The sequence below is a fragment of the Mycobacterium sp. IDUB_36 genome (assembly GCF_055419225.1).
In genome coordinates, this window is the sequence record NZ_JBVAXH010000001.1 from 3,044,278 (window position 1) to 3,062,581 (window position 18,304).

General features: G+C 65.3%; 22 protein-coding genes. 12 read left to right on the forward strand and 10 right to left on the reverse strand.

What is annotated here, in order from left to right; translation table 11 throughout:
- Positions 1-56: 56 nt before the first annotated feature.
- Genes ACZYW1_RS15075 through ACZYW1_RS15105 form a run of 7 tightly spaced genes read right to left on the reverse strand, consistent with a single transcriptional unit; the run spans position 57 to position 5,707 of the window.
- Positions 57-800, reverse strand: a complete 744-nt coding sequence (locus ACZYW1_RS15075) for an acyl-CoA dehydrogenase family protein (RefSeq protein ID WP_463787840.1) — start codon at positions 798-800, stop codon at positions 57-59.
- A 50-nt stretch (positions 801-850) separates the two neighbouring features.
- Positions 851-1,939 (reverse strand): acyl-CoA dehydrogenase family protein, encoded by a 1,089-nt coding sequence (locus tag ACZYW1_RS15080; RefSeq protein ID WP_463786969.1) that lies wholly within the window; start codon positions 1,937-1,939, stop codon positions 851-853.
- Positions 1,936-2,355, reverse strand: a complete 420-nt coding sequence (locus ACZYW1_RS15085) for a nuclear transport factor 2 family protein (RefSeq protein ID WP_463786971.1) — start codon at positions 2,353-2,355, stop codon at positions 1,936-1,938. The genes ACZYW1_RS15080 and ACZYW1_RS15085 overlap by 4 nt, the downstream gene beginning before the upstream one ends.
- Positions 2,339-3,565 (reverse strand): metal-dependent hydrolase family protein, encoded by a 1,227-nt coding sequence (locus tag ACZYW1_RS15090; protein ID WP_463786972.1) that lies wholly within the window; start codon positions 3,563-3,565, stop codon positions 2,339-2,341. The genes ACZYW1_RS15085 and ACZYW1_RS15090 overlap by 17 nt, the downstream gene beginning before the upstream one ends.
- Positions 3,566-3,568: 3 nt before the next feature.
- Positions 3,569-3,892 carry a hypothetical protein gene (locus ACZYW1_RS15095; protein WP_463786974.1) on the reverse strand — a complete coding sequence of 108 codons (324 nt, stop codon included), beginning with the start codon at positions 3,890-3,892 and terminating at the stop codon, positions 3,569-3,571.
- On the reverse strand, positions 3,876-5,153 hold the full coding sequence (locus ACZYW1_RS15100; protein ID WP_463786975.1) for an aromatic ring-hydroxylating oxygenase subunit alpha: 1,278 nt from the start codon (positions 5,151-5,153) through the stop codon (positions 3,876-3,878). The genes ACZYW1_RS15095 and ACZYW1_RS15100 overlap by 17 nt, the downstream gene beginning before the upstream one ends.
- A 5-nt stretch (positions 5,154-5,158) precedes the next feature.
- Complete coding sequence (locus ACZYW1_RS15105; protein ID WP_463786977.1) at positions 5,159-5,707, reverse strand: carboxymuconolactone decarboxylase family protein; 549 nt, start codon at positions 5,705-5,707, stop codon at positions 5,159-5,161.
- Positions 5,708-6,037: 330 nt separating this feature from the next.
- Here ACZYW1_RS15105 and ACZYW1_RS15110 point away from each other — a divergent pair, with 330 nt between their 5' ends.
- The 7 genes from ACZYW1_RS15110 to ACZYW1_RS15140 all read left to right on the forward strand — a co-directional run bounded on the left by ACZYW1_RS15110 (position 6,038) and on the right by ACZYW1_RS15140 (position 13,682).
- Positions 6,038-7,330 (forward strand): amidohydrolase family protein, encoded by a 1,293-nt coding sequence (locus tag ACZYW1_RS15110; protein ID WP_463786979.1) that lies wholly within the window; start codon positions 6,038-6,040, stop codon positions 7,328-7,330.
- Positions 7,331-7,400: 70 nt separating this feature from the next.
- Complete coding sequence (locus tag ACZYW1_RS15115; RefSeq protein ID WP_463787841.1) at positions 7,401-8,579, forward strand: acyl-CoA dehydrogenase family protein; 1,179 nt, start codon at positions 7,401-7,403, stop codon at positions 8,577-8,579.
- Positions 8,579-9,337, forward strand: coding sequence for an SDR family NAD(P)-dependent oxidoreductase (locus ACZYW1_RS15120; RefSeq protein ID WP_463786980.1), 759 nt, complete (start codon positions 8,579-8,581; stop codon positions 9,335-9,337). The genes ACZYW1_RS15115 and ACZYW1_RS15120 overlap by 1 nt, the downstream gene beginning before the upstream one ends.
- Positions 9,337-10,554 (forward strand): CaiB/BaiF CoA transferase family protein, encoded by a 1,218-nt coding sequence (locus tag ACZYW1_RS15125; protein WP_463786982.1) that lies wholly within the window; start codon positions 9,337-9,339, stop codon positions 10,552-10,554. Before ACZYW1_RS15120 ends, ACZYW1_RS15125 begins: the two co-directional genes overlap by 1 nt.
- Positions 10,554-11,372 (forward strand): enoyl-CoA hydratase/isomerase family protein, encoded by an 819-nt coding sequence (locus ACZYW1_RS15130; RefSeq protein ID WP_463786984.1) that lies wholly within the window; start codon positions 10,554-10,556, stop codon positions 11,370-11,372. Before ACZYW1_RS15125 ends, ACZYW1_RS15130 begins: the two co-directional genes overlap by 1 nt.
- Positions 11,365-12,522 (forward strand): thiolase family protein, encoded by a 1,158-nt coding sequence (locus tag ACZYW1_RS15135; protein ID WP_463786985.1) that lies wholly within the window; start codon positions 11,365-11,367, stop codon positions 12,520-12,522. Before ACZYW1_RS15130 ends, ACZYW1_RS15135 begins: the two co-directional genes overlap by 8 nt.
- Positions 12,523-12,533: 11 nt before the next feature.
- Positions 12,534-13,682, forward strand: coding sequence for an acyl-CoA dehydrogenase family protein (locus ACZYW1_RS15140; RefSeq protein WP_463786986.1), 1,149 nt, complete (start codon positions 12,534-12,536; stop codon positions 13,680-13,682).
- Between the two features lie 10 nt (positions 13,683-13,692).
- Here the strand turns inward: ACZYW1_RS15140 and ACZYW1_RS15145 are convergent, their stop codons facing one another.
- Positions 13,693-14,475: a PE-PPE domain-containing protein gene (locus ACZYW1_RS15145; protein WP_463786987.1), complete on the reverse strand. Its 783-nt coding sequence runs from the start codon at positions 14,473-14,475 to the stop codon at positions 13,693-13,695.
- A gap of 150 nt (positions 14,476-14,625) precedes the next feature.
- On the opposite strand from ACZYW1_RS15145, the gene ACZYW1_RS15150 reads away from it, so the two are divergent.
- From ACZYW1_RS15150 to ACZYW1_RS15170, 5 genes are all read left to right on the forward strand, one after another.
- The gene (locus tag ACZYW1_RS15150) at positions 14,626-15,231 is read left to right on the forward strand and encodes a TetR/AcrR family transcriptional regulator (protein WP_463786988.1); all 606 of its coding nucleotides are present in this window, start codon (positions 14,626-14,628) and stop codon (positions 15,229-15,231) included.
- On the forward strand, positions 15,228-15,734 hold the full coding sequence (locus ACZYW1_RS15155) for a hypothetical protein (RefSeq protein ID WP_463786989.1): 507 nt from the start codon (positions 15,228-15,230) through the stop codon (positions 15,732-15,734). Before ACZYW1_RS15150 ends, ACZYW1_RS15155 begins: the two co-directional genes overlap by 4 nt.
- 110 nt (positions 15,735-15,844) lie before the next feature.
- A complete protein-coding gene (locus tag ACZYW1_RS15160) occupies positions 15,845-17,128 on the forward strand; it encodes a cytochrome P450 (RefSeq protein WP_463786990.1) in 1,284 nt (427 codons plus the stop codon).
- A complete protein-coding gene (locus tag ACZYW1_RS15165) occupies positions 17,125-17,313 on the forward strand; it encodes a ferredoxin (RefSeq protein ID WP_463786991.1) in 189 nt (62 codons plus the stop codon). The genes ACZYW1_RS15160 and ACZYW1_RS15165 overlap by 4 nt, the downstream gene beginning before the upstream one ends.
- Before the next feature lie 36 nt (positions 17,314-17,349).
- Positions 17,350-17,637 (forward strand): DUF1330 domain-containing protein, encoded by a 288-nt coding sequence (locus tag ACZYW1_RS15170; RefSeq protein ID WP_463786992.1) that lies wholly within the window; start codon positions 17,350-17,352, stop codon positions 17,635-17,637.
- Between the two features lie 10 nt (positions 17,638-17,647).
- On the opposite strand, the gene ACZYW1_RS15175 is transcribed toward ACZYW1_RS15170, so the two are convergent.
- Together ACZYW1_RS15175 and ACZYW1_RS15180 are read right to left on the reverse strand one after the other, a co-directional pair.
- The gene (locus ACZYW1_RS15175; RefSeq protein WP_463786993.1) at positions 17,648-17,887 is read right to left on the reverse strand and encodes a hypothetical protein; all 240 of its coding nucleotides are present in this window, start codon (positions 17,885-17,887) and stop codon (positions 17,648-17,650) included.
- A 213-nt stretch (positions 17,888-18,100) separates the two neighbouring features.
- Positions 18,101-18,298, reverse strand: coding sequence for a ferredoxin (locus ACZYW1_RS15180; RefSeq protein WP_463786994.1), 198 nt, complete (start codon positions 18,296-18,298; stop codon positions 18,101-18,103).
- Between the last annotated feature and the right edge of the window lie 6 nt (positions 18,299-18,304).

Below are 18,304 nucleotides of genomic sequence, written 5' to 3' on the forward strand. Positions count from 1 at the left end.
GACGCTAGCGCGGATTTGCGCGAGAGGCGTCGACGCCGGCGTCGATCTCGACGACCTCAGAGTTGTACGAGCCGTGGCGCAAAGCCGCTGTCGCGCAACGCCGCTCCGGCTTCGCGCGTCAACTCACGTGAACTACCGAGCGTCGCGTCGAGAACCATGGCGCGCTTGACGTGCCGGTGCAGCTCGTGCTCTGCGGTGAATCCGATGCCGCCCAGTACCTGCTGGCAGTGACGCGCGGCGGTCAGCGCCGCCTGACCAGCGGCGGCCTTGGCGAGCAGGCAACTCAGTGCGTCTGGCGCCAAAGCGGCCGCGGTCAAAGTGGACTCCGCGCCCTCGATGGCGACCAATGTCTCGGCCAGCCGGTGCCGGATCGCTTGGAACGACGCGACCGGCCGACCGAACTGGGTGCGGTCCAAAGCGTGCCGGCGGGCCAGCGTCAGCATCGCACGCGCGGACCCCACCAACCACCAGCCCAGCGCAGTCCGTCCGGCATCCATCGGCACCGAATCGCCCTGCTCGGCGCGGTGTATCGGTAGGTCGTCGCCCAACACGGTGGTCGGCTGGTCGGTGCGCTCCCACACCACCCAGGAGTTGCCCGCGAAAGGCAGCGGCACGGTTCCACCACCGTCGCGACCGGCGGCCCGGAGCACGACGTCATTCAGCACCGGGGCGTGGGCACCGGTCTCACCGAGCAATCGGAACACCAAAGGAACTGCGGCTTGTGGCATTTCGTCGAGCATTTCGAGCCAGCCCAGCTCGGCCAGGGCCGCGTCGAGACGCTCGCCGGATGCCGTCGCCATCGTCTTACGCAGGCCGTCTTCCAGCAGCTGCAAGGATTCGCTGTCCACGCTCACTCCTTGCCCAGGTCCAGCAGCCGGCGCGCGATGATGTTGCGCTGGATCTCAGCGGTTCCGCCGTAGATGGTCGACGCCCGGGAGTAGAGGAATTCAGCGCGCCAGGGACTTTCGTCCAGCTCCAGGGTGCCGGGCAGTAGATCGCGCACGGTGTCGTAGAGCCGTTGCTCGGCACCGGCCAACAGCACCTTGTCGATCGACGTCTGCGGTCCCAGTGGCTCGCCGTCGGCAAGCCGGTGCTGGGTGGAGCGCGAGCGGCAGCGCAGCGTGTGCAGCGCGAGATAGGCTGCCCCGAGCTCGTATTCGTCGGGCTCGACCGCCTCGGTGATCAACTCGTCGAACCGTGAGTAGAGGTAGGCAATGCGTTGCCAGAAGCAGGTGGATCGCTCGTAGGGCAGTAGATCCATCGCCAGGCGCCAACCGTCGCCCGGCTTGCCGAGCATGCGCTCCGCCGGCACCACGACGTCGTCGTAGTAGACCTCGCAGAATTCGTCGACTCCGTGCATGGTGCGCAGCGGGCGGACGGTGATTCCCGGTGTGTCGAGGTCGACGAAGAACGCGGTGATGCCGTCATAGCCGGGCGCGGTGCGGGTGAGCAGAATGCATCGGGTGGAGAACTGTGCGTAACTCGTCCAGACCTTCTGCCCGTTGATGATCCAGTTGTCGCCGTCCTGCACGGCGCGGGTGGTCAGGGACGCGAGGTCGCTGCCGGAGCCCGGCTCGGAAAAGCCTTGACACCACTGCTCTTCACCCCGGAGAAGGCGCGGCACCATTTCCGCCGCGAGTCCGTCCGGCGCATAGTCGATCATCGTGGGCGTGAGCACCTCGAGCATCGAGTACGGGCCGGGCTCGGCTAGGCGGCGACCCACAATTTCCTCGCCGACGACAGCGCGAAGAATCGCCGGGCCGCCCAGCCCGCCGACTTCGACCGGCCAGCCGTAACGCATCCAGTCGGCGTCGTAGAGTGCCCGGCTGACCCGGGCCATCTGTGCCATGTGGGCTTCCAGCGAGTGATCAGGCCCCGGCGTCAAGTCGTGCTCGTCGAGCCAGGCTCGAAGATCTGCCCGGAACTGCTCGACTTTCATGCAGGCGGACGCCCGATCGCGTGCGGACGACCCGAGTCGTGGACACCGCTGCGCCGAATGAAGGTCATGGCACGGGTTTTCAGCCGCCAACCGTCGGCGCTGCGCACGTAGTTGTCCTTGTAGTAGCCGATCCGCATGTCGTGTGTCGCGTGGTCGATGAAACACAGCGGCTGGGTTCCGGTGGCGGTGTCGCCGTCCAGGTCGATCACCGGAGTCGCGGTCATGAACAAGCCCTTGGGGGCGGCGTCGACCAACACCGGAAAGCGGTCCAGCGAATAGGTTTCACCGAATGCGCTGTAGGTTCCATCGGGGGTGAAGACCGCGACGAGACCGTCGATGTCCCCCTGGGTGATCGTCACCGCATAGCGGGCCAGCAGTTGCTGGATATCGACGAGGTCCTCAATTCGGTCCGACATAAACCTTGCCGCCTTTCATCACAAAGTTCACCTGCTGGGTAACGCTGATGTCGGACAACGGGTTTCCCGGCACCGCGATGACATCGGCGAGCTGGCCCACCGCCAGCCGTCCCCGGTCGGTCACGTTGATCAGTTCGGCGGCGGTCACGGTGGCCGCCCTCAACACCGCGAGTGGCGGCATGCCCCATTCCACCAGCGTGACGAGCTCATCGGCATTCTTGCCGTGGGGGATGGCTGGGGCGTCGGTGCCGACCGCGATCTTCACCCCGGCCTCGTATGCGGCCTTGATCGATGTCTCCGCCTTGGGGAACATCTCGGCGGCCTTGTCCTGCAATGCCTTCGGAGCGTGCGATACGTCCATCGCCTGGGCCAGCCGGCGGGTCGTGACCAGGAACCGGTCGTTGTCGACCAGCATCTGGATGGCTTCGTCGTCCATCAGAAAGCCGTGTTCGATGCAGTCGATACCGCATGCGACCGCGTGCTTGACCGCTTCCGCTCCGTGGGTGTGCGCGGCGACCCGCAGCCCGCGTCGATGCGCCTCGTCGACGATCGCGGACAGTTCCTCGTCGGAATAGTGTTGTGCCCCAGCTTCACCGGTCAGCGACATGACACCGCCGGACACACACACCTTGATCAGCTGGGCACCGTGCTTGATCTGGTATCGGACGGCCTTGCGGATCTCGTCGACCCCGTTGGCGATGCCCTCTTCGACCGTGAGCTCGAGTGCGCCCGGCATGAACGCAGCGAACATGGTCGGATCCAGATGTCCGCCGGTCGGGGTGATCGCGTGGCCGGCCGGCACGATTCGGGGTCCTTCGATCCATCCCGCGTCGATGGCCTTGCCGAGCGCGACGTCGAGCAGATAGCCCCCGGTCTTGACGAACAATCCCAGGTTGCGGACCGTGGTGAAGCCCGCCCGCAGCGTGCGCCGGGCATTGCCGACGGCGCGCAGCACCCGGGTCGGGGGATCGTCCTGCACCTGGGACAGCCCGGGTTTCTCCCCGCGCCCGCCCATCAGCAGGTTGACTTCCATGTCCATCAGTCCCGGCAGCAGGATGGAGTCCCCGAGATCGATGACGGTGTCATCCGGGCCGGTCGGGACCGAACCGCCGACACCGACGATCCGGTCGTCCTCGATACGCAGGATGCCGGGCGAAACGATCTCGCCGGCGTCGATGTCGAGCAGCCCGGCAGCCTTGAGCGTCAGCACCGGCTAGATCACCGGCTCCCGGAGCACCTCGACCCAGGCCGCTCCGCTGTCGGGAACCCGCGGCTGCTTCCAGGCCTCGATCGGGAACGACACCATGACCAACGACTGCATGATGTGCATCAGCGTCTTCGCGTCGTCGGGCAGGTCGTCGAGCGGGTATTTGTCGCAGTAGTCGATGACATCGTTGAGTTTAGGAAATGCCACGTCGTAGAACGCCTGCATCTCGGCCATCGACGACGCCAGCCGCTTGGCATACCGCTCGGGCTCGGTGGCCAGATCCCAGTCCACATACTGCTCCAGGGCGGCGAATTCAGACGGTAACGCCATTGCCTTGATACTCCTTCACGTAGTCACCGGTTGTCTTGTGCAGATGGCGGATCAGGATCTCCTGATCACACAGCAGGAACTCCTTGACCGCCCGGGTGCCGATCATGGTCTGGGTCGCTTCCAGGGTGTTGGCGTCCTGCAGCGCGTACTCCTTGAAGGTCACCGCGGCCAGCTCCTGGGCCAGACGTTCGCGGGCATTGCGCGGCGGAACGAAGTACAGCGTCGACTCGAAGATGTGCTTGTCGACCGCGGTCGGCCAGTAGTGGTAGGTCAGGAACCAGCCCGGCTCCCAGATCAGCAGCATGAAGTTGGGGTAGAACAGCCATGAGTCGATGCCCCACTGCGGCACCCGCTTGACGTTCACACCCGGTGGCAGCTCGAGGTTTTCGATGATCTCCGGCTTGTCCCAGGGACCGAACAGCCCGCTGCGCAACACCTGATCCAACGGCTTGACCATCGACATGTCCGGGGGAGGTGCCTGACCGCCCCAGGTCGACTGCAGGTTGTGCGGGCCGGCCAATTCGTAGTGCAGCGCCTCGTAGCCGAACTTCTGGATCTTGGCGGCTTCTTCCTTGGTGTACTGACCCTGGTGCAGGATCGGCGCGTGGTAGAACTCGATGAACGCGTCGATGAACAACTTCCAGTTGCTACCGACTTCGGCTCGGTAGGAGTAGGTCTCGGTCATCTCCCCGAACGGGTAGCCCTCGATGCTCTTGGCCAGCGGCCCGAGATAATCGACCAGCGGCGCCGCGTCGTCGTCGAAGTTAATGAAGATGAAGCCTTCCCACACCTCGCAGCGGACGGCAGCCAGGCCGTAGTTGCCTTTGTCGAGGCCGAAGAACTCCTCCTCCTGCTGGACGAAGGTCAGGTCGCCGTCCAGGCTGTAGCGCCAGGCGTGGTACTTGCAGGTGAACTGGCGGCAGGTGCCGGACGTCTCTTCGTTCGGAAAGTCGTTCCACACCAACTTGTTTCCACGGTGCCGGCAGACGTTGTGATATGCCTTGACCGACCCGTCCTTGGTCTTGACGATGATGACGGACATGCCCTTGCCGGCCGACGGCATCTCCTTGGTGAAGTAGCTGCCGGTGCGGGGCAGTCGGTCGATGCGACCGACGTTGAGCCAGGTCTTCTTGAACACCGCCTCGCGCTCGGCCTCGAAGAATGCCGGGTCGATCGAGTCGGTGTAGTCGACCGGTTCAGTGCCCAGGTCCGGGTAGTTCTCGGTCCAGCTACCGGCGGCGGGCTTGGGAAAGTGTGCCAACGTCCTTACCTCTCTTGTGTTCCGGCGCGGTCGCCTTCGACCTCGACGCCAAAAGTGTTCAGTGCCATTGCAAGTGCGATGTAGTTACCGGTGGTGAAGACCAGGTCCATGCGCTGCTGCTCGTCGAGCCGTTCGCCGAGTACGGCCCAGGTCTGGTCGGAGATGTTGCTGGTTTCGTCGAGCTCGTCGACGGCCCGCAGCAACGCGTTGTCGAAGGTGTCGTCCGACTTGCCGGCCCGGGCGGCCTCGATGTCCGCGTCGCCGAGCCCGGTTTGCTTGCCCATCTCGACGTGGTGGGTCCATTCGTAACTGCAATCCCGGCGATGCGCGACGCGCAGGATCACCAGTTCGCGGATGCGCGGCGGCAACGTCGACCCGTACAGCAGATACGTGCTGAATTTGAGATACGCGCGGGTGAGCTTCGGATGCCGCACCAGGGTCGACAGCAGGGTGCCGGCGTCGTCGGGGTTGCGCCGCTCCTCGGGCAGCATCACCGAGACCGCGTGGCGGGCAGCGTCGTCCCACTGGTCCGCCGGTAGCGGGGACAGACGCATGTGGGCTCCTCGGTTAGGAGAATCAGATTCTCATATTTGATCGATAGGTTTCCATGAACTCGCGGATTGGTCAATCTTTCGTGCTCCACCTGCGGTGACACCGGCGCCTTGGGCAGCTGGGCGGACCGCCCCAATGCATGTCTGACCGTGGTGGGGGTAGCCTTGGGATGTTGATTCTCGCGTTTTGAGAAGCTAGTTTTCAAACTACGAGCGAAGTCAGCGGCAAACGCGATTCGACGACGGGCCGACCACAGGTTCGCCACAATCGCGGGATAACCGCGAGTCATCGACCAGGTGGGCCACGAGCGCCCCCAATGAGAGGACCGGGCAGTGAACAAAGACGACATGATTTTGATCAGCGTCGACGACCACACCGTCGAGCCGCCGGACATGTTCAAGAATCATCTGCCGAAGAAGTACATCGACGACGCTCCGCGGCTGGTGCACAACGAAGACGGCTCGGACACCTGGCAGTTCCGCGACACGATCATCCCGAACGTCGCCCTCAATGCGGTCGCCGGTCGGCCGAAAGAGGAATACGGTCTGGAGCCGCAGGGTCTCGACGAGATCCGGCCCGGCTGTTACAACGTCGACGAGCGCATCAAGGACATGAACGCCGGCGGCATCCTCGCCTCGATCTGCTTCCCGTCCTTCCCCGGATTCGCCGGCCGGTTGTTCGCCACCGAGGACCACGACTTTTCGGTCGCCCTGGTCCAGGCCTACAACGACTGGCACATCGACGAATGGTGCGGCGCCTATCCGGCCCGCTTCATCCCGATGGCGATCCCGGTGATCTGGGACGCCGAGGCGTGCGCCAAAGAGGTGCGCCGCGTCGCCAAGAAGGGTGTGCATGCGCTGACCTTCACCGAGAACCCGGCCGCCATGGGCTACCCCAGCTTCCACGACGACTACTGGAAGCCGCTGTGGGATGCACTGGTCGACACCGACACGGTGATGAACGTGCACATCGGGTCCTCGGGTCGGCTGGCCATCACGGCGCCCGACGCGCCGATGGACGTGATGATCACGCTGCAGCCGATGAACATCGTGCAGGCCGCGGCGGATCTGTTGTGGTCCAAGCCGATCAAGCAGTACCCCGACCTGAAGATCGCGCTGTCCGAGGGCGGCACCGGGTGGATCCCGTACTTCCTCGAGCGCGCGGACCGTACCTATGAAATGCACTCGACCTGGACGCACCAGGACTTCAAGGGCAAGGTGCCCAGCGAGGTGTTCCGTGAGCACTTCCTGACCTGCTTCATCAGCGACAAGGTCGGCGTCAAGCTGCGCAACATGATCGGCATCGACAACATCTGCTGGGAGGCCGACTACCCGCACAGCGACTCGATGTGGCCCGGTGCCCCGGAAGAACTGTGGGACGTGTTGTCGGAGAACGACGTGCCGGACGACGAGATCAACAAGATGTCGTACCAGAATGCGATGCGCTGGTATTCCTTCGATCCGTTCAGTCACATCACCGAGGCGCAGGCCACCGTCGGCGCGTTGCGGAAATCCGCAGAGGGCCATGATGTTTCGATTCGCGCGCTGTCCAAGCACGAGCACGGAGGCGCCAGCTTCCAGGACTTCGCTGCCAGCGCCAAGGAACTGACCGGCAACAAGGACTGACGCGTCACCGGTCACATGGTTGCCGGTGCCTGAACTGATCAAAGGAGATTTCGCAGTGGCCGGCGATGGGATGAGCTTCGAGCTGACCGACGACCAAGAGCTGATCCGAAAGTCGGTCGCCGAGCTGGCGTCGAAATTCGACGACCAGTACTGGATGGAAAAAGACCTCGCCCACGAGTTCCCTCAGGAGTTCTACGACGCGATCGCCAGTGGCGGTTGGCTGGGCATGACGATCCCCGAGGAGTACGGCGGCCACGGACTCGGAATCACCGAGGCCACCCTGTTGCTCGAGGAAGTGTCGCGCTCGGGTGCGGCGATGAACGGCGCCAGCGCGATTCACCTGACGATCTTCGGCATGCAGCCGGTGGTCAAACACGGGTCCTACGAACTGAAGGCCCGGACGCTGCCGCGGATTGTCAACGGCGATCTGCACGTGTGCTTCGGTGTCACCGAACCTGGTGCGGGTCTCGATACTTCGCGGATCACGACGTTTGCCAAGCGCGAGGGCGACACGTATCGGATCAACGGGCGCAAGGTCTGGATCTCCAAAGCGCTGGAGTCCGAGAAGATCCTGCTGTTGACGCGGACTGAGACACCCGCTGATCTGGAGAAGCGCGGCGCCAAGAAGACCGACGGTATGACGCTGTTCCTCACCGACCTCGATCGCGACCACGTCGACATCCGGCCGATCAAGAAGATGGGCCGCAACGCCGTCAGCTCCAACGAGGTCTTCATCGACGATCTGATCGTTCCGGTCGAGGACCGAGTCGGGGAGGAGGGCAAGGGCTTCAAGTACATCCTCGACGGTCTCAACCCGGAGCGGATGCTGATCGCCGCCGAGGCGCTCGGCATCGGACGCGTCGCGCTGGAGAAGGCCGTCAAATACGGCAACGAACGGGTGGTCTTCAACCGCCCGATCGGCATGAATCAGGGCTTGCAGTTCCCGCTCGCCGATTCACTGGCCCGCCTCGATGCCGCGGAATTGGTGCTGCGCAAGGCGACGTGGCTCTACGACAACGGCAGACCGTGCGGCCGCGAAGCCAACACCGCCAAGTATCTGTGCGCCGACGCCGGTTTCGGCGCGGCCGACCGGGCGCTGCAATTGCACGGTGGCATGGGTTACTCGGAGGAATACCACGTGTCGCGCTATTTCCGTGAGTCGCGTCTGATGAAGATCGCGCCGGTGAGTCAGGAGATGATTCTGAACTTCCTCGGCGAGCACGTGCTGGGAATGCCGAGGAGCTACTGATGGCATCGCTGTTCGACCTCACCGGTCGATCGGCATTGATCACCGGGTCGGGCACCGGGATCGGCGCGGCAGTCGCCGAGGCCTTGGCCGCCGCGGGGGCGGCGGTGCTCGTCAGCGACGTCGATGCCGACGCCGCTTCGGCTGTGGCCCAACGCATTTCCGCCGGCGGCGGCACCGCGGAGAGCGTTGCGCTCGACGTGCGTGACCGCGGGGCGGCGGAGGCCGCTGCGGCACAGGCCGCCGCGTTGTCCGACGGGGTGCTGAACATCTTGATCAACAACGCCGGGGTGACCGCACCCGGGATGTTCGCCGATCTGACCGACGACAGCTTCTACAAGGTGCTCGACATCCATCTGATGGGCGCGGTGCACTGCGCCCAGGCGGCGCTGAAATTCCTGCCCACCGACGGCACCGGCCGGATCATCAACGTGGTCTCGTCGGCCGGCATCACCGGCACCCTCGGTCAGGTCAACTATTCGGCGGCCAAGGCCAGCATCATCGGGTTCACCAAGTCGCTGGCGCGCGAACAGGCGCGAAACAGTATTCTCGTCAATGCGCTTGCGCCGCTTGCGGCGACGAAGATGACCGAGACGATCCGCACCAACGAGAAATTCTCGGCCAACATGATGAACCGCATTCCGCTGAAGCGGTGGGCCGAGCCCGAAGAGGTCGCCGGCGCTTTCGTCTTCCTGGCCTCCGACGCCGCCTCCTACATCACCGGTCAGGTACTGCCGGTGGATGGCGGCATGGTGATGTGATGCCGCAGAACCGCGGGCCGCTGACGGGCGTCACCGTCGTGGCCCTGGAGCAGGCCGTCTCGGCACCGATGTGCACCCGCGTGCTGGCCGACTTCGGTGCGCGGGTGATCAAGGTCGAAAATCCCAAAGGTGGTGACTTCGCCCGGTACTACGACGAGGTCGTCAACGGGCTCGCCGCGCATTTCGTCTGGGCCAACCGGGGCAAGGAGTCGGTGACCCTCGACCTGAAAACCGATGCGGGGCGCGACATCCTGCATCAATTGCTAGACCGGGCCGACGTGCTGGTCTCCAATCTGGCGCCCGGTGCGGTCTCCCGACTCGGGATCGGAGCTGCCGACCTCAAAGAGCGCCATCCGAACGTGATCGCAGTCGAGATCGACGGGTACGGCCCGGGCGGTCCGTTGTCCCACAAGCGAGCCTACGACCTGCTGGTGCAGGCCGAATCCGGCGCGTGTGCGATCACCGGGAGTGCGGGCGCACCGGCCAAGCCCGGCCCCCCGGTGGCCGACATCAGCACCGGGCTGTACTCGGCGCTGTCGATTCTTGCGCTGTTGTATTCGCGCGATGCGCAGTCGACGCCGGGGGAGCACGGCAACGCGATCGGGCTCAGCCTGCTCGACACCATGATGGAGTTGATGGGTTACCCATTGACCTACACCCAGCATTCCGGCGTCGACCAGCAGCCGCTGGGGATGAGTTCGCCGGCGGTAGCGCCCTACGGTGCCTATCGAACTGCCGACGGTCAAACCGTCGTGCTCGGCACCACCAATGATGCCGAGTGGCAACGGCTTTCCCGCCAGATCATCGGACGTGACGATCTGGCCGACGACCCGCGGCTGGCCCACAACTCCGGTCGCTGCGCGCACCGCGACCTCCTGGACGAGGCCATCGGCGCCTGGTGCGCCGGGCACGACCTGCAGCAGGTGCAGGAAACCGCGGATGCGGCCGGGATCGGCAATTCGCGGTACAACACTCCCAGCGAGGTTCTGGTCCACCCACAATTGAAGGCCCGCGACCGGTGGCGCGAGGTCGACACACCCGCGGGGCCCATCCAGGCTCTGCTGCCGCCCCCGGTGATCTCCGGCTATCAGCCCCCGATGGGTGCGGTGCCCGGCCTCGGACAGCACACCGAGCCGGTGCTGGCCGAACTCGGTTACAGCGCAGACGATCTCGATGGCCTACGAGAGCAGGGTGCCATCGGAGCGGCGTACTCCTGATGCGCGCTGATGACGCCGCGGAGCCCGCGCTGCTGTGCAACGACCGTGACGGCGTCCGGACGCTGACGCTGAACCGGCCGCGTCGCAAGAATGCGATCAACCGTGAACTCTGGATCGCGTTGGCCCAGGCGCTGGTTGACGCGGACAAAGACGCCGGGGTGCGGGCGGTCGTGCTCACCGGTGCCGGGGGCGCGTTCTGCTCGGGTGCCGACATCTCGACGCCCGACGACAGCCATCCCGTACACAAGCTGCAGCGGCTGACCGACGTCGCCCTGGCGCTGCACGAGTTGTCCAAGCCGACCATCGCCAAGGTCGACGGCGTGGCGGTCGGCGCCGGCTGGAACCTGGCACTGGGCTGCGACCTGGTGGTGGCGACGCCGGAGTCGACGTTCTCGCAGATCTTTTCCAAACGGGGGCTGTCGGTTGATCTCGGTGGTTCCTGGTTGTTGCCGAAAATCGTGGGGCTGCAGCAGGCCAAACGCCTGGTGCTGCTGGCGGAGACGATCGATGCCGCTGAGGCGCAGACGCTGGGGCTGGTGACGTGGACGGTTGCCGCCGACGAGATCGACGGCTTCGTCACCGACATCGCCCGCCGACTCGCGTCCGGGCCGCCGATTGCGCTGGCGCACAGCAAGGCCTTGCTGAACGAGGGCGCCGACCGGACGCTGCGCGACGCCCTGGCCAACGAAGCCCGCGCGCAGGTCGGTAATTTCGCCACGGTCGATTCGGCGGAGGCGTATGCCGCCTTCGCCGCGAAGCGCGAACCGTCGTTCACGGGTCAGTGGGCGGTCAAGAGATCGGAGCAGAAGAATGCGTGAAACAGTCATCGTCGAGGCGGTGCGGACGCCCGTCGGAAAGCGCAACGGTGGCCTGTCGGCCATGCACGCCGCCGACCTGTCGGCCGTGGTGCTCAACGAACTCGTGGAGCGCACCGGCATCGACCCGAATGTCATCGACGACGTGGTCTGGGGCTGCGTCTCGCAGGTCGGTGACCAATCCAGCAACATCGGCCGCTACGCCGTGCTGGCCGCCGGCTGGCCCGAGCGCATTCCGGGCACGACGATCAACCGGGCCTGCGGATCCAGCCAGCAGGCGCTCGACTTCGCGGCGCAGGCGGTGATGTCCGGCCAGCAGGACGTCGTCGTCGCGGGTGGCGTCGAAGTGATGAGCCGGGTGCCACTGGGCTCGGCCCGGGCCAGCGGGCAGCCCTACGGACCCAAAGTGCTTGCGCGCTATGACGGTTTCTCGTTCAATCAGGGCATTTCCGCGGAGCTGATCGCGAAGAAGTGGGGACTCTCCCGCACCCGGTTGGACGAATACTCCGCTCTGTCGCACGAACGTGCCGCCGCCGCGCAGGACAACGGCGCCTTCACCGACCAGATCGTTCCGGTCTTCACCGATGTCGGTGACGACACCGCTGTCGTGACGGCGGACGAGGGAATCCGTCGCGGCACCTCGGTGGAGAAACTCGCCGGACTCAAGCCGGCGTTCGACGAGGCCGGCGTGATCCATGCCGGCAACTCCTCGCAGATCTCCGACGGCGCCGCCGCATTGCTGGTGACGACCTCGGACATCGCGGTCGAACTCGGCCTGACCCCGCTGGTGCGCTACCAGGCCGGCGCGGTCACCGGTGCCGACCCGGTGCTGATGCTGACCGGGCCGATCCCAGCCACCGAGAAAGTGCTGGCCAAGGCGGGCGTCTCGATCTCCGACATCGGCGCCTTCGAGGTGAACGAGGCCTTCGCCCCGGTTCCATTGGCATGGCTGGTCGAAACCGGCGCCGACCCGGATGTGCTGAACCCCCTCGGCGGAGCCATCGCGCTCGGACACCCACTCGGGGCGTCGGGGGCTGTTCTGATGACCCGTCTGGCGCATCACATGCGCGACAACGGGATTCGCTATGGCCTGCAAACCATGTGCGAGGGCGGCGGAACCGCGAACGCCACCATCGTCGAACTTGTTGCCTGACAGGAAGATCCATGCGTAGAGACCTGTTCACCGACGACCACGAGGCTTTCCGCGAGCTGGCCCGCGACTTCATCGAGAAGGAGGTCGTTCCCGCTTACCCCGAGTGGGAGAAGGGCGGGCGGATGCCGCGCGACGTCTTCAAGAAGATGGGCGCGCTCGGGATGCTCGGGATGGCGATCCCCGAGGAGTACGGCGGTGGCGCAGAGCCGGACTATCGCTACAACGTCGTGCTCCAGGAAGAGGCCGCCAAGGCGCTGGTGACACTGTCCACCGTGCGCACCCAGCTCGAGGTGATCCTGCCGTACTTCCTGCACTACGCCGATGACGAGCAGCGCAAGCGCTGGTTTCCGGGTCTGGCCGACGGGACCCTGCTCACCGCCGTCGCGATGACCGAGCCGGGCACCGGTTCCGACCTCGCGGGTATGCGCACCACGGCGGTGAAGGATGGCGACCACTGGATTGTCAACGGCGCCAAGACATTCATCACCGGCGGGATGCAGGCCGACCTGGTGATCGTGGTGGCCCGGACATCCACCGACCCCGGCAACCGGCGCAAGGGATTGACCTTGTTCGTCGTCGAGGACGGGATGGCGGGCTTCACCCGCGGCCGGGAGCTGGAGAAGATGGGCTGCAAAGTCCAGGACACCGCCGAACTGTCGTTCGTCGACGTCCGGGTGCCCGCAGAGAATGTGCTCGGCGAGGTGGACGAGGCGTTCGGGTATCTGGGCCACAACCTGCCTCAGGAGCGTCTGACGGTCGCGGTCGGATCGGTGGCGCAGGCGCGTTCGGCGATCGCCGCGGCGATCGGCTACACCAAGGACCGCAAGGCATTCGGCCAGCCCGTCGCGTCTTTTCAGAACACCAAATTCGAGCTGGCTGCCTGCTCGACGGAGGTGGAGGCCGGCCAGGCGATGCTCGACCGGGCGGTCGCGCTGCATGTCGACAGCGAGTTGTCGGCCGCCGACGCGGCGCGGGTGAAGCTGTTCTGCACCGAGATGCAGCAGCGGGTGATCGACCGCTGCCTGCAACTGTTCGGCGGCTACGGCTACATGATGGAGTATCCGATCGCCCGGCTCTACACCGATGCACGGGTGGCGCGGATCTACGCCGGCACCAGCGAGGTGATGAAGGTGATCATCGCCAAATCGCTCGGGCTGTAGCGACGCCCGCCTAGAACCCCGCGACGAACGCGTTGTACAGCGCGTCAAGCAGCCCGTCGATGCCGAGCGTCGGCATGGTCATGAGGGTTGTCAAGCCATCGGTTATCGGAATGGCCGAGTCTATTTCGGCCGGTGTCACCCAGAGGTAGGCGAGATGGAGCAGCAACTCGTACTCGATGTTCTCCAGATTCGTGCCCAGGAGGCCGGGAAAGGCGAAGAAGTCACCGTAGATGTCGTACACCTCGGTCGGGTACAGACTGTCGGGGACGACGAGGGGGTCCGCGCCGGTCATCACGAAACGTAAAGCGTCACTGGGGATGCCGTCGGCGGAGAGCTGCTGTTCGGCCAGAGTCGCGACGAGGCTGCTCTGCGAATAGGCGAAAATGGTCAACGGGTCGCTGCACACGCCGAGTGAGTTGCAGTCCATGGCCCCGGCGCTGTAGTCGGCGAGGACGGCGTTGATGAGGTCCTGTTCACCCTGCGGCACGCTCGAGGTGAAGTCGAAGGTCTCCGGCGTGGTCAGCGCGAGCGTCGTCGCGGTGGTGCCGTCATACCCGTTCGGGTCGAGATACAGGTTTTCCGCACCGGCGATGTAGGCGGCGTCCGGTGTCGGGATGCCGGTCGAGCCCAGGACGAGCGCGTGGGTCGAGCCGAACAGGAAGTCCTCGTCGTCGGCGTTGGCGACACCGGCAGACATCACCGCAGCACCGCAGAGAGCGGCACCGAGCAGCGTGCGCTTCATGAATCCCCCGTGGATATCGAACGCCCCCAATGCAACCGAAGTGAGGTTCACACCTCACTCAGTTGCAACACAGAAGTCAAATAGTAAGGCACGCGACCGTTCTGCGCGGGCGTCAATAGAAATCTGCAATGCGAGCCTTGTCACAAGTCGGCCAACCAACCTACTGTGTGTTCAGTTGGTTGGTTCGAAGACAGGAGTTCGGTGCCCGAGACACGGCCATACGAGTCGCTGCGCGCCAAGGGTGAGGACCGCAAACAGCGGATTCTGGCGGTGGCGCAGCGATTGCTGACCCGAAATGGTTGGCGCAACACGACGCTGGCCCAGATCGCCGGTGAAGCCGGGGTCAGCCCGGCCGGCCTGCTGCACCACTTCGAGTCCAAGGAACAGCTGTTGCATGCGGTGCTCGACATCCGGGACGCCGACGACGATTCGCACGCCGACCGGGCCGGCGACCTGATCACCGAAGTCGCCGCCGTCGCCGACCGGTACTACCGGTCGCCCGAGTTGATCGGCACCTACAGCGTTCTGCTGGCGGAGAACGTCGACCCGGACGCGCCGTTGCACGACCGTCTCACCGCCCGCTACCAGGGCGCGATCGACATCATCATCGAGCTCATCCGGCGGGGGCAGCGCTCCGGCCAGTTCCGCATGGACATGGATGTGACCGTCAAGGCAGTGCAGATTCTTGCCTTCATAACCGGAATGGAGACGACGTGGCTGATCAATCCCGCGATCCCGCTGACCGAGGTCTTCAAGGAGTACTCGGAGTCGCTGGCTCGGGACATGGCCCCGCCGAACCCGGCGTGAGGTACCGGCTGGACGTCGTCGCGGCCGACGTCGCCGACGTGGTGCGGTTCGCCGGCGGCTGGTTGTTCGACCGGACGATGGCGGGCTGGGACGTGACGGTCCTGGTCGCCGATCATCCCGACGAACGTCCGCTGCGGATCCTCGGTGCCCGAATTCTCGACCTCGAATACGCGCTGGCGTCGGCCGGGCATCGACCACCGCCGCAAACCCTGGCCGTGGCCGCCGACCTGTTCGATTGCGACTCCCGCGTTAGGGAGGGCGTCCTGCAGGCGCTCGATCAGGGCGCCACCGAGGTCACGCTGTGGGGACAGACGTGGCCGGCCGAGCTCGATGACAGCGTCGGTCTGGTCGAGCATCGGCTCAGCGCGGCGGCGCAGGCGTTCAAGGCGCATGCCTTCACGGCCGCCGGGGTTATTGCCGCGGCGATCGGGCCGATCGAAACTTTCCGCAGCCGGGTGCTGTCCGGCCCCGCGGTCGCGGCGGATCTCGTTCCCGCCGGCTGACGCGAAGCGTGTCCGTCCGTACCGCGTTGACGTTGCGGGCTGCCCTATGGAAATCTAATACTCATCTCTGAGAGGCTCATTCTCACTGATCGAGATTGGAACGGTGCGAAATGGTGAATGACGCAGGAGAGCTGGACTTTTTCCGGGGCAGCGATCTCATCGCTGACCCGTACCCCTATTACGAGGCGCTTCGGCAGCAATGCCCGGTGACCAAGGAGAAGCACCACGACGTCACGATGGTGACCGGGTGGGAAGAAGCCTGCGCCGTCCTCAACGACGCCGACACGTGGTCGTCGTGCAATTCGGTCACCGGGCCGTTCCCCGGTTTCCCGGTGAGCCTCGAGGACAAGCGCGACGGCGACATCACCGAGCTGATCGAGCAACACCGCGACGAGCTGCCGTTCAGCGACCAGCTGCCCACCCTCGACCCGCCGACCCACACCAACCACCGGTCGTTGCTGATGCGCCTGATCACTCCCAAGCGCCTCAAGGAGAACGAGGACGCCATGTGGGCGCTGGCCGACCAGGCGCTCGACGACTATCTGGCGCCCGGGCACGGTGAGTTCATCAAGGGCTTCGCCAGCCCGTTCACGCTGCTGGTGATCGCGGACCTGCTCGGGGTGCCGCTGGAGGACCGGGACAAGTTCGTCCAGGGCATCCGGCAGCATTCGGGCGGCGGGGTCGGTGGCACCGGCAAGGAGTCGTTGGCGCACAGCCCACTGGAATTCCTCTACGGTCTGTTCTCCGACTACGTCAACGACCGCCGCGCGAATCCGCGCGAGGACGTGCTGACCGGCCTCGCCACCGCGACGTACCCGGACGGGTCGACACCCGACGTCGGTGACGTGGCCCGCGTCGCGGCCAACGTCTTTTCGGCGGGTCAGGAGACCACCGTCCGACTGCTCGGCGCGTCGCTGCAGACGCTGGGGGAGCGGCCGGACATTCAGGCACAGTTGCGCAAGGATCGCAGTCTGCTGGCGAACTTCATCGAGGAGTCGCTGCGCCATGAGAGCCCGGTCAAGGGTGACTTCCGGATGAACCGGCGGCCGGTCAGCGTTGGCGGGGTCGACCTGCCCGCGGGCACGACGGTGATGATCGTGCAGGCCGCGGCCAACCGTGACCCCCGTCGGTTCGACGACCCCGCGACGTTCGATCCGGAGCGCAAGAATGCCCGCCAGCACATCGCGTTCGGCCGGGGCATTCACAGCTGCCCCGGTGCACCGCTGGCGCGTGCCGAAACGCGGGTGGCTCTGGAACGACTGCTCGACCGTACGTCCGACATCCGGATCAGCGAGCAGCACCATGGGCCGGCCAATGATCGGCGCTTCCAATATGTTCCGACGTACATATTGCGTGGGCTGACCGAGCTGCACCTGGAGTTCACGCCGGCATGAAGGTATGGGTAGACGACCAGCGATGCCGCGGCCACGGGATGTGTCTCACGCTCTGTCCGGATGTGTTCACCCTGACCGATGACGGTTACGCGGAGGCGATCGAGTCCGATGTGCCGCCGGAGCTGGAGCCGGCCGCCCGCGAGGCCATCGAATGCTGCCCCGAGCAGGCCATCAGCGAGAAATAGTCAAAACCACACCTGCACAGGAAGTTTGAGTCAAGTATGCCCAAGGGATACGTCATTCTGACCGAGGCCGTCAAAGATCCGGAAGGCATGAAGGCTTACGGCCGGGCGGCCGGCGCGGCGATGGGCGGAGTCAACATTCTCTCGGTGGACACCAAGCCGACCGTCCTCGAAGGCGACTGGCACGGTGACCAGACCGTGGTGCTGGAATTCGAGTCGGTCGACGCCGCCCGCGCGTGGTACGAGTCGGACGCCTACCAGGAAGCGGCGAAGCTGCGACAAGCCGCGGCCGACTGCAACGCGGTGATCGTCGCCGGGTTCGCCTGAGCCGCAAGCCCTACGGCGTCGGCTGTTGGGCCTGACCGGGCACGGCCGCGGTTCCGTGCAGGCACTGCTTGTATTCGTCGCTACCCGGGGCGTTGTCGGCGCCGCAGTTGCACTCGCGAATATGTTCGGGGTTGCCGAGGGAGTTGCAGAAGTCGCTCTGCGCCACCGCGGAGGGCGCGGTCCACAAGACCCCAGCGGCCAAGGCTGCCACTGCGCCACCGACCGAAGCCGCCCATACTCTCGTCGTCATGGTGTATTCCTCCGCTGTCAAAGACGACGGCACTCTGCTGTCGCTGATCGCGCTAGCCGAATCGTAGGGCTTTTCAGGGAAAGTCGCAGACGTCCGTCATTCCCCCGGGTGGGCGGCGGTCGCCGATCTGATGATGAACCGGCCAGGCTGACGTTGACCATAATCTGACTCGACCGGCGTCGAAGTCTCGCGCCGCAGGGCAACCGCGACGTGCTATTCGCTCATCGAGATTGCCTGACGCGGGCATTGCCGAACCGCGTCGAGCACCTGCTCCTCGTTGTCGGGGGTGACCTCTTCCTGCAAGACGGTCAGGGTGTCGTCATCCTCGAGCTGAAAGACCTCCGGGATGACGCCCATGCAGACGCCGTTGCTTTCGCAGAGGCCCCAGTCGACTTCGATCTTCTTCGTCACGCAGCC

What these genes read in the sequence shown, in the direction of transcription:
- ACZYW1_RS15075 (WP_463787840.1), bottom strand. Translation starts at nt 800, where the DNA reads ATGGCGACGGCATCCGGCGAGCGTCTCGACGCGGCCCTGGCCGAGCTG.
- ACZYW1_RS15080 (WP_463786969.1), bottom strand. Translation starts at nt 1,939, where the DNA reads ATGAAAGTCGAGCAGTTCCGGGCAGATCTTCGAGCCTGGCTCGACGAG.
- ACZYW1_RS15085 (WP_463786971.1), bottom strand. Translation starts at nt 2,355, where the DNA reads ATGTCGGACCGAATTGAGGACCTCGTCGATATCCAGCAACTGCTGGCC.
- ACZYW1_RS15095 (WP_463786974.1), bottom strand. Translation starts at nt 3,892, where the DNA reads ATGGCGTTACCGTCTGAATTCGCCGCCCTGGAGCAGTATGTGGACTGG.
- ACZYW1_RS15105 (WP_463786977.1), bottom strand. Translation starts at nt 5,707, where the DNA reads ATGCGTCTGTCCCCGCTACCGGCGGACCAGTGGGACGACGCTGCCCGC.
- ACZYW1_RS15115 (WP_463787841.1), top strand. Translation starts at nt 7,401, where the DNA reads ATGAGCTTCGAGCTGACCGACGACCAAGAGCTGATCCGAAAGTCGGTC.
- ACZYW1_RS15120 (WP_463786980.1), top strand. Translation starts at nt 8,579, where the DNA reads ATGGCATCGCTGTTCGACCTCACCGGTCGATCGGCATTGATCACCGGG.
- ACZYW1_RS15125 (WP_463786982.1), top strand. Translation starts at nt 9,337, where the DNA reads ATGCCGCAGAACCGCGGGCCGCTGACGGGCGTCACCGTCGTGGCCCTG.
- ACZYW1_RS15130 (WP_463786984.1), top strand. Translation starts at nt 10,554, where the DNA reads ATGCGCGCTGATGACGCCGCGGAGCCCGCGCTGCTGTGCAACGACCGT.
- ACZYW1_RS15135 (WP_463786985.1), top strand. Translation starts at nt 11,365, where the DNA reads ATGCGTGAAACAGTCATCGTCGAGGCGGTGCGGACGCCCGTCGGAAAG.
- ACZYW1_RS15140 (WP_463786986.1), top strand. Translation starts at nt 12,534, where the DNA reads ATGCGTAGAGACCTGTTCACCGACGACCACGAGGCTTTCCGCGAGCTG.
- ACZYW1_RS15160 (WP_463786990.1), top strand. Translation starts at nt 15,845, where the DNA reads ATGGTGAATGACGCAGGAGAGCTGGACTTTTTCCGGGGCAGCGATCTC.
- ACZYW1_RS15165 (WP_463786991.1), top strand. Translation starts at nt 17,125, where the DNA reads ATGAAGGTATGGGTAGACGACCAGCGATGCCGCGGCCACGGGATGTGT.
- ACZYW1_RS15170 (WP_463786992.1), top strand. Translation starts at nt 17,350, where the DNA reads ATGCCCAAGGGATACGTCATTCTGACCGAGGCCGTCAAAGATCCGGAA.
- ACZYW1_RS15175 (WP_463786993.1), bottom strand. Translation starts at nt 17,887, where the DNA reads ATGACGACGAGAGTATGGGCGGCTTCGGTCGGTGGCGCAGTGGCAGCC.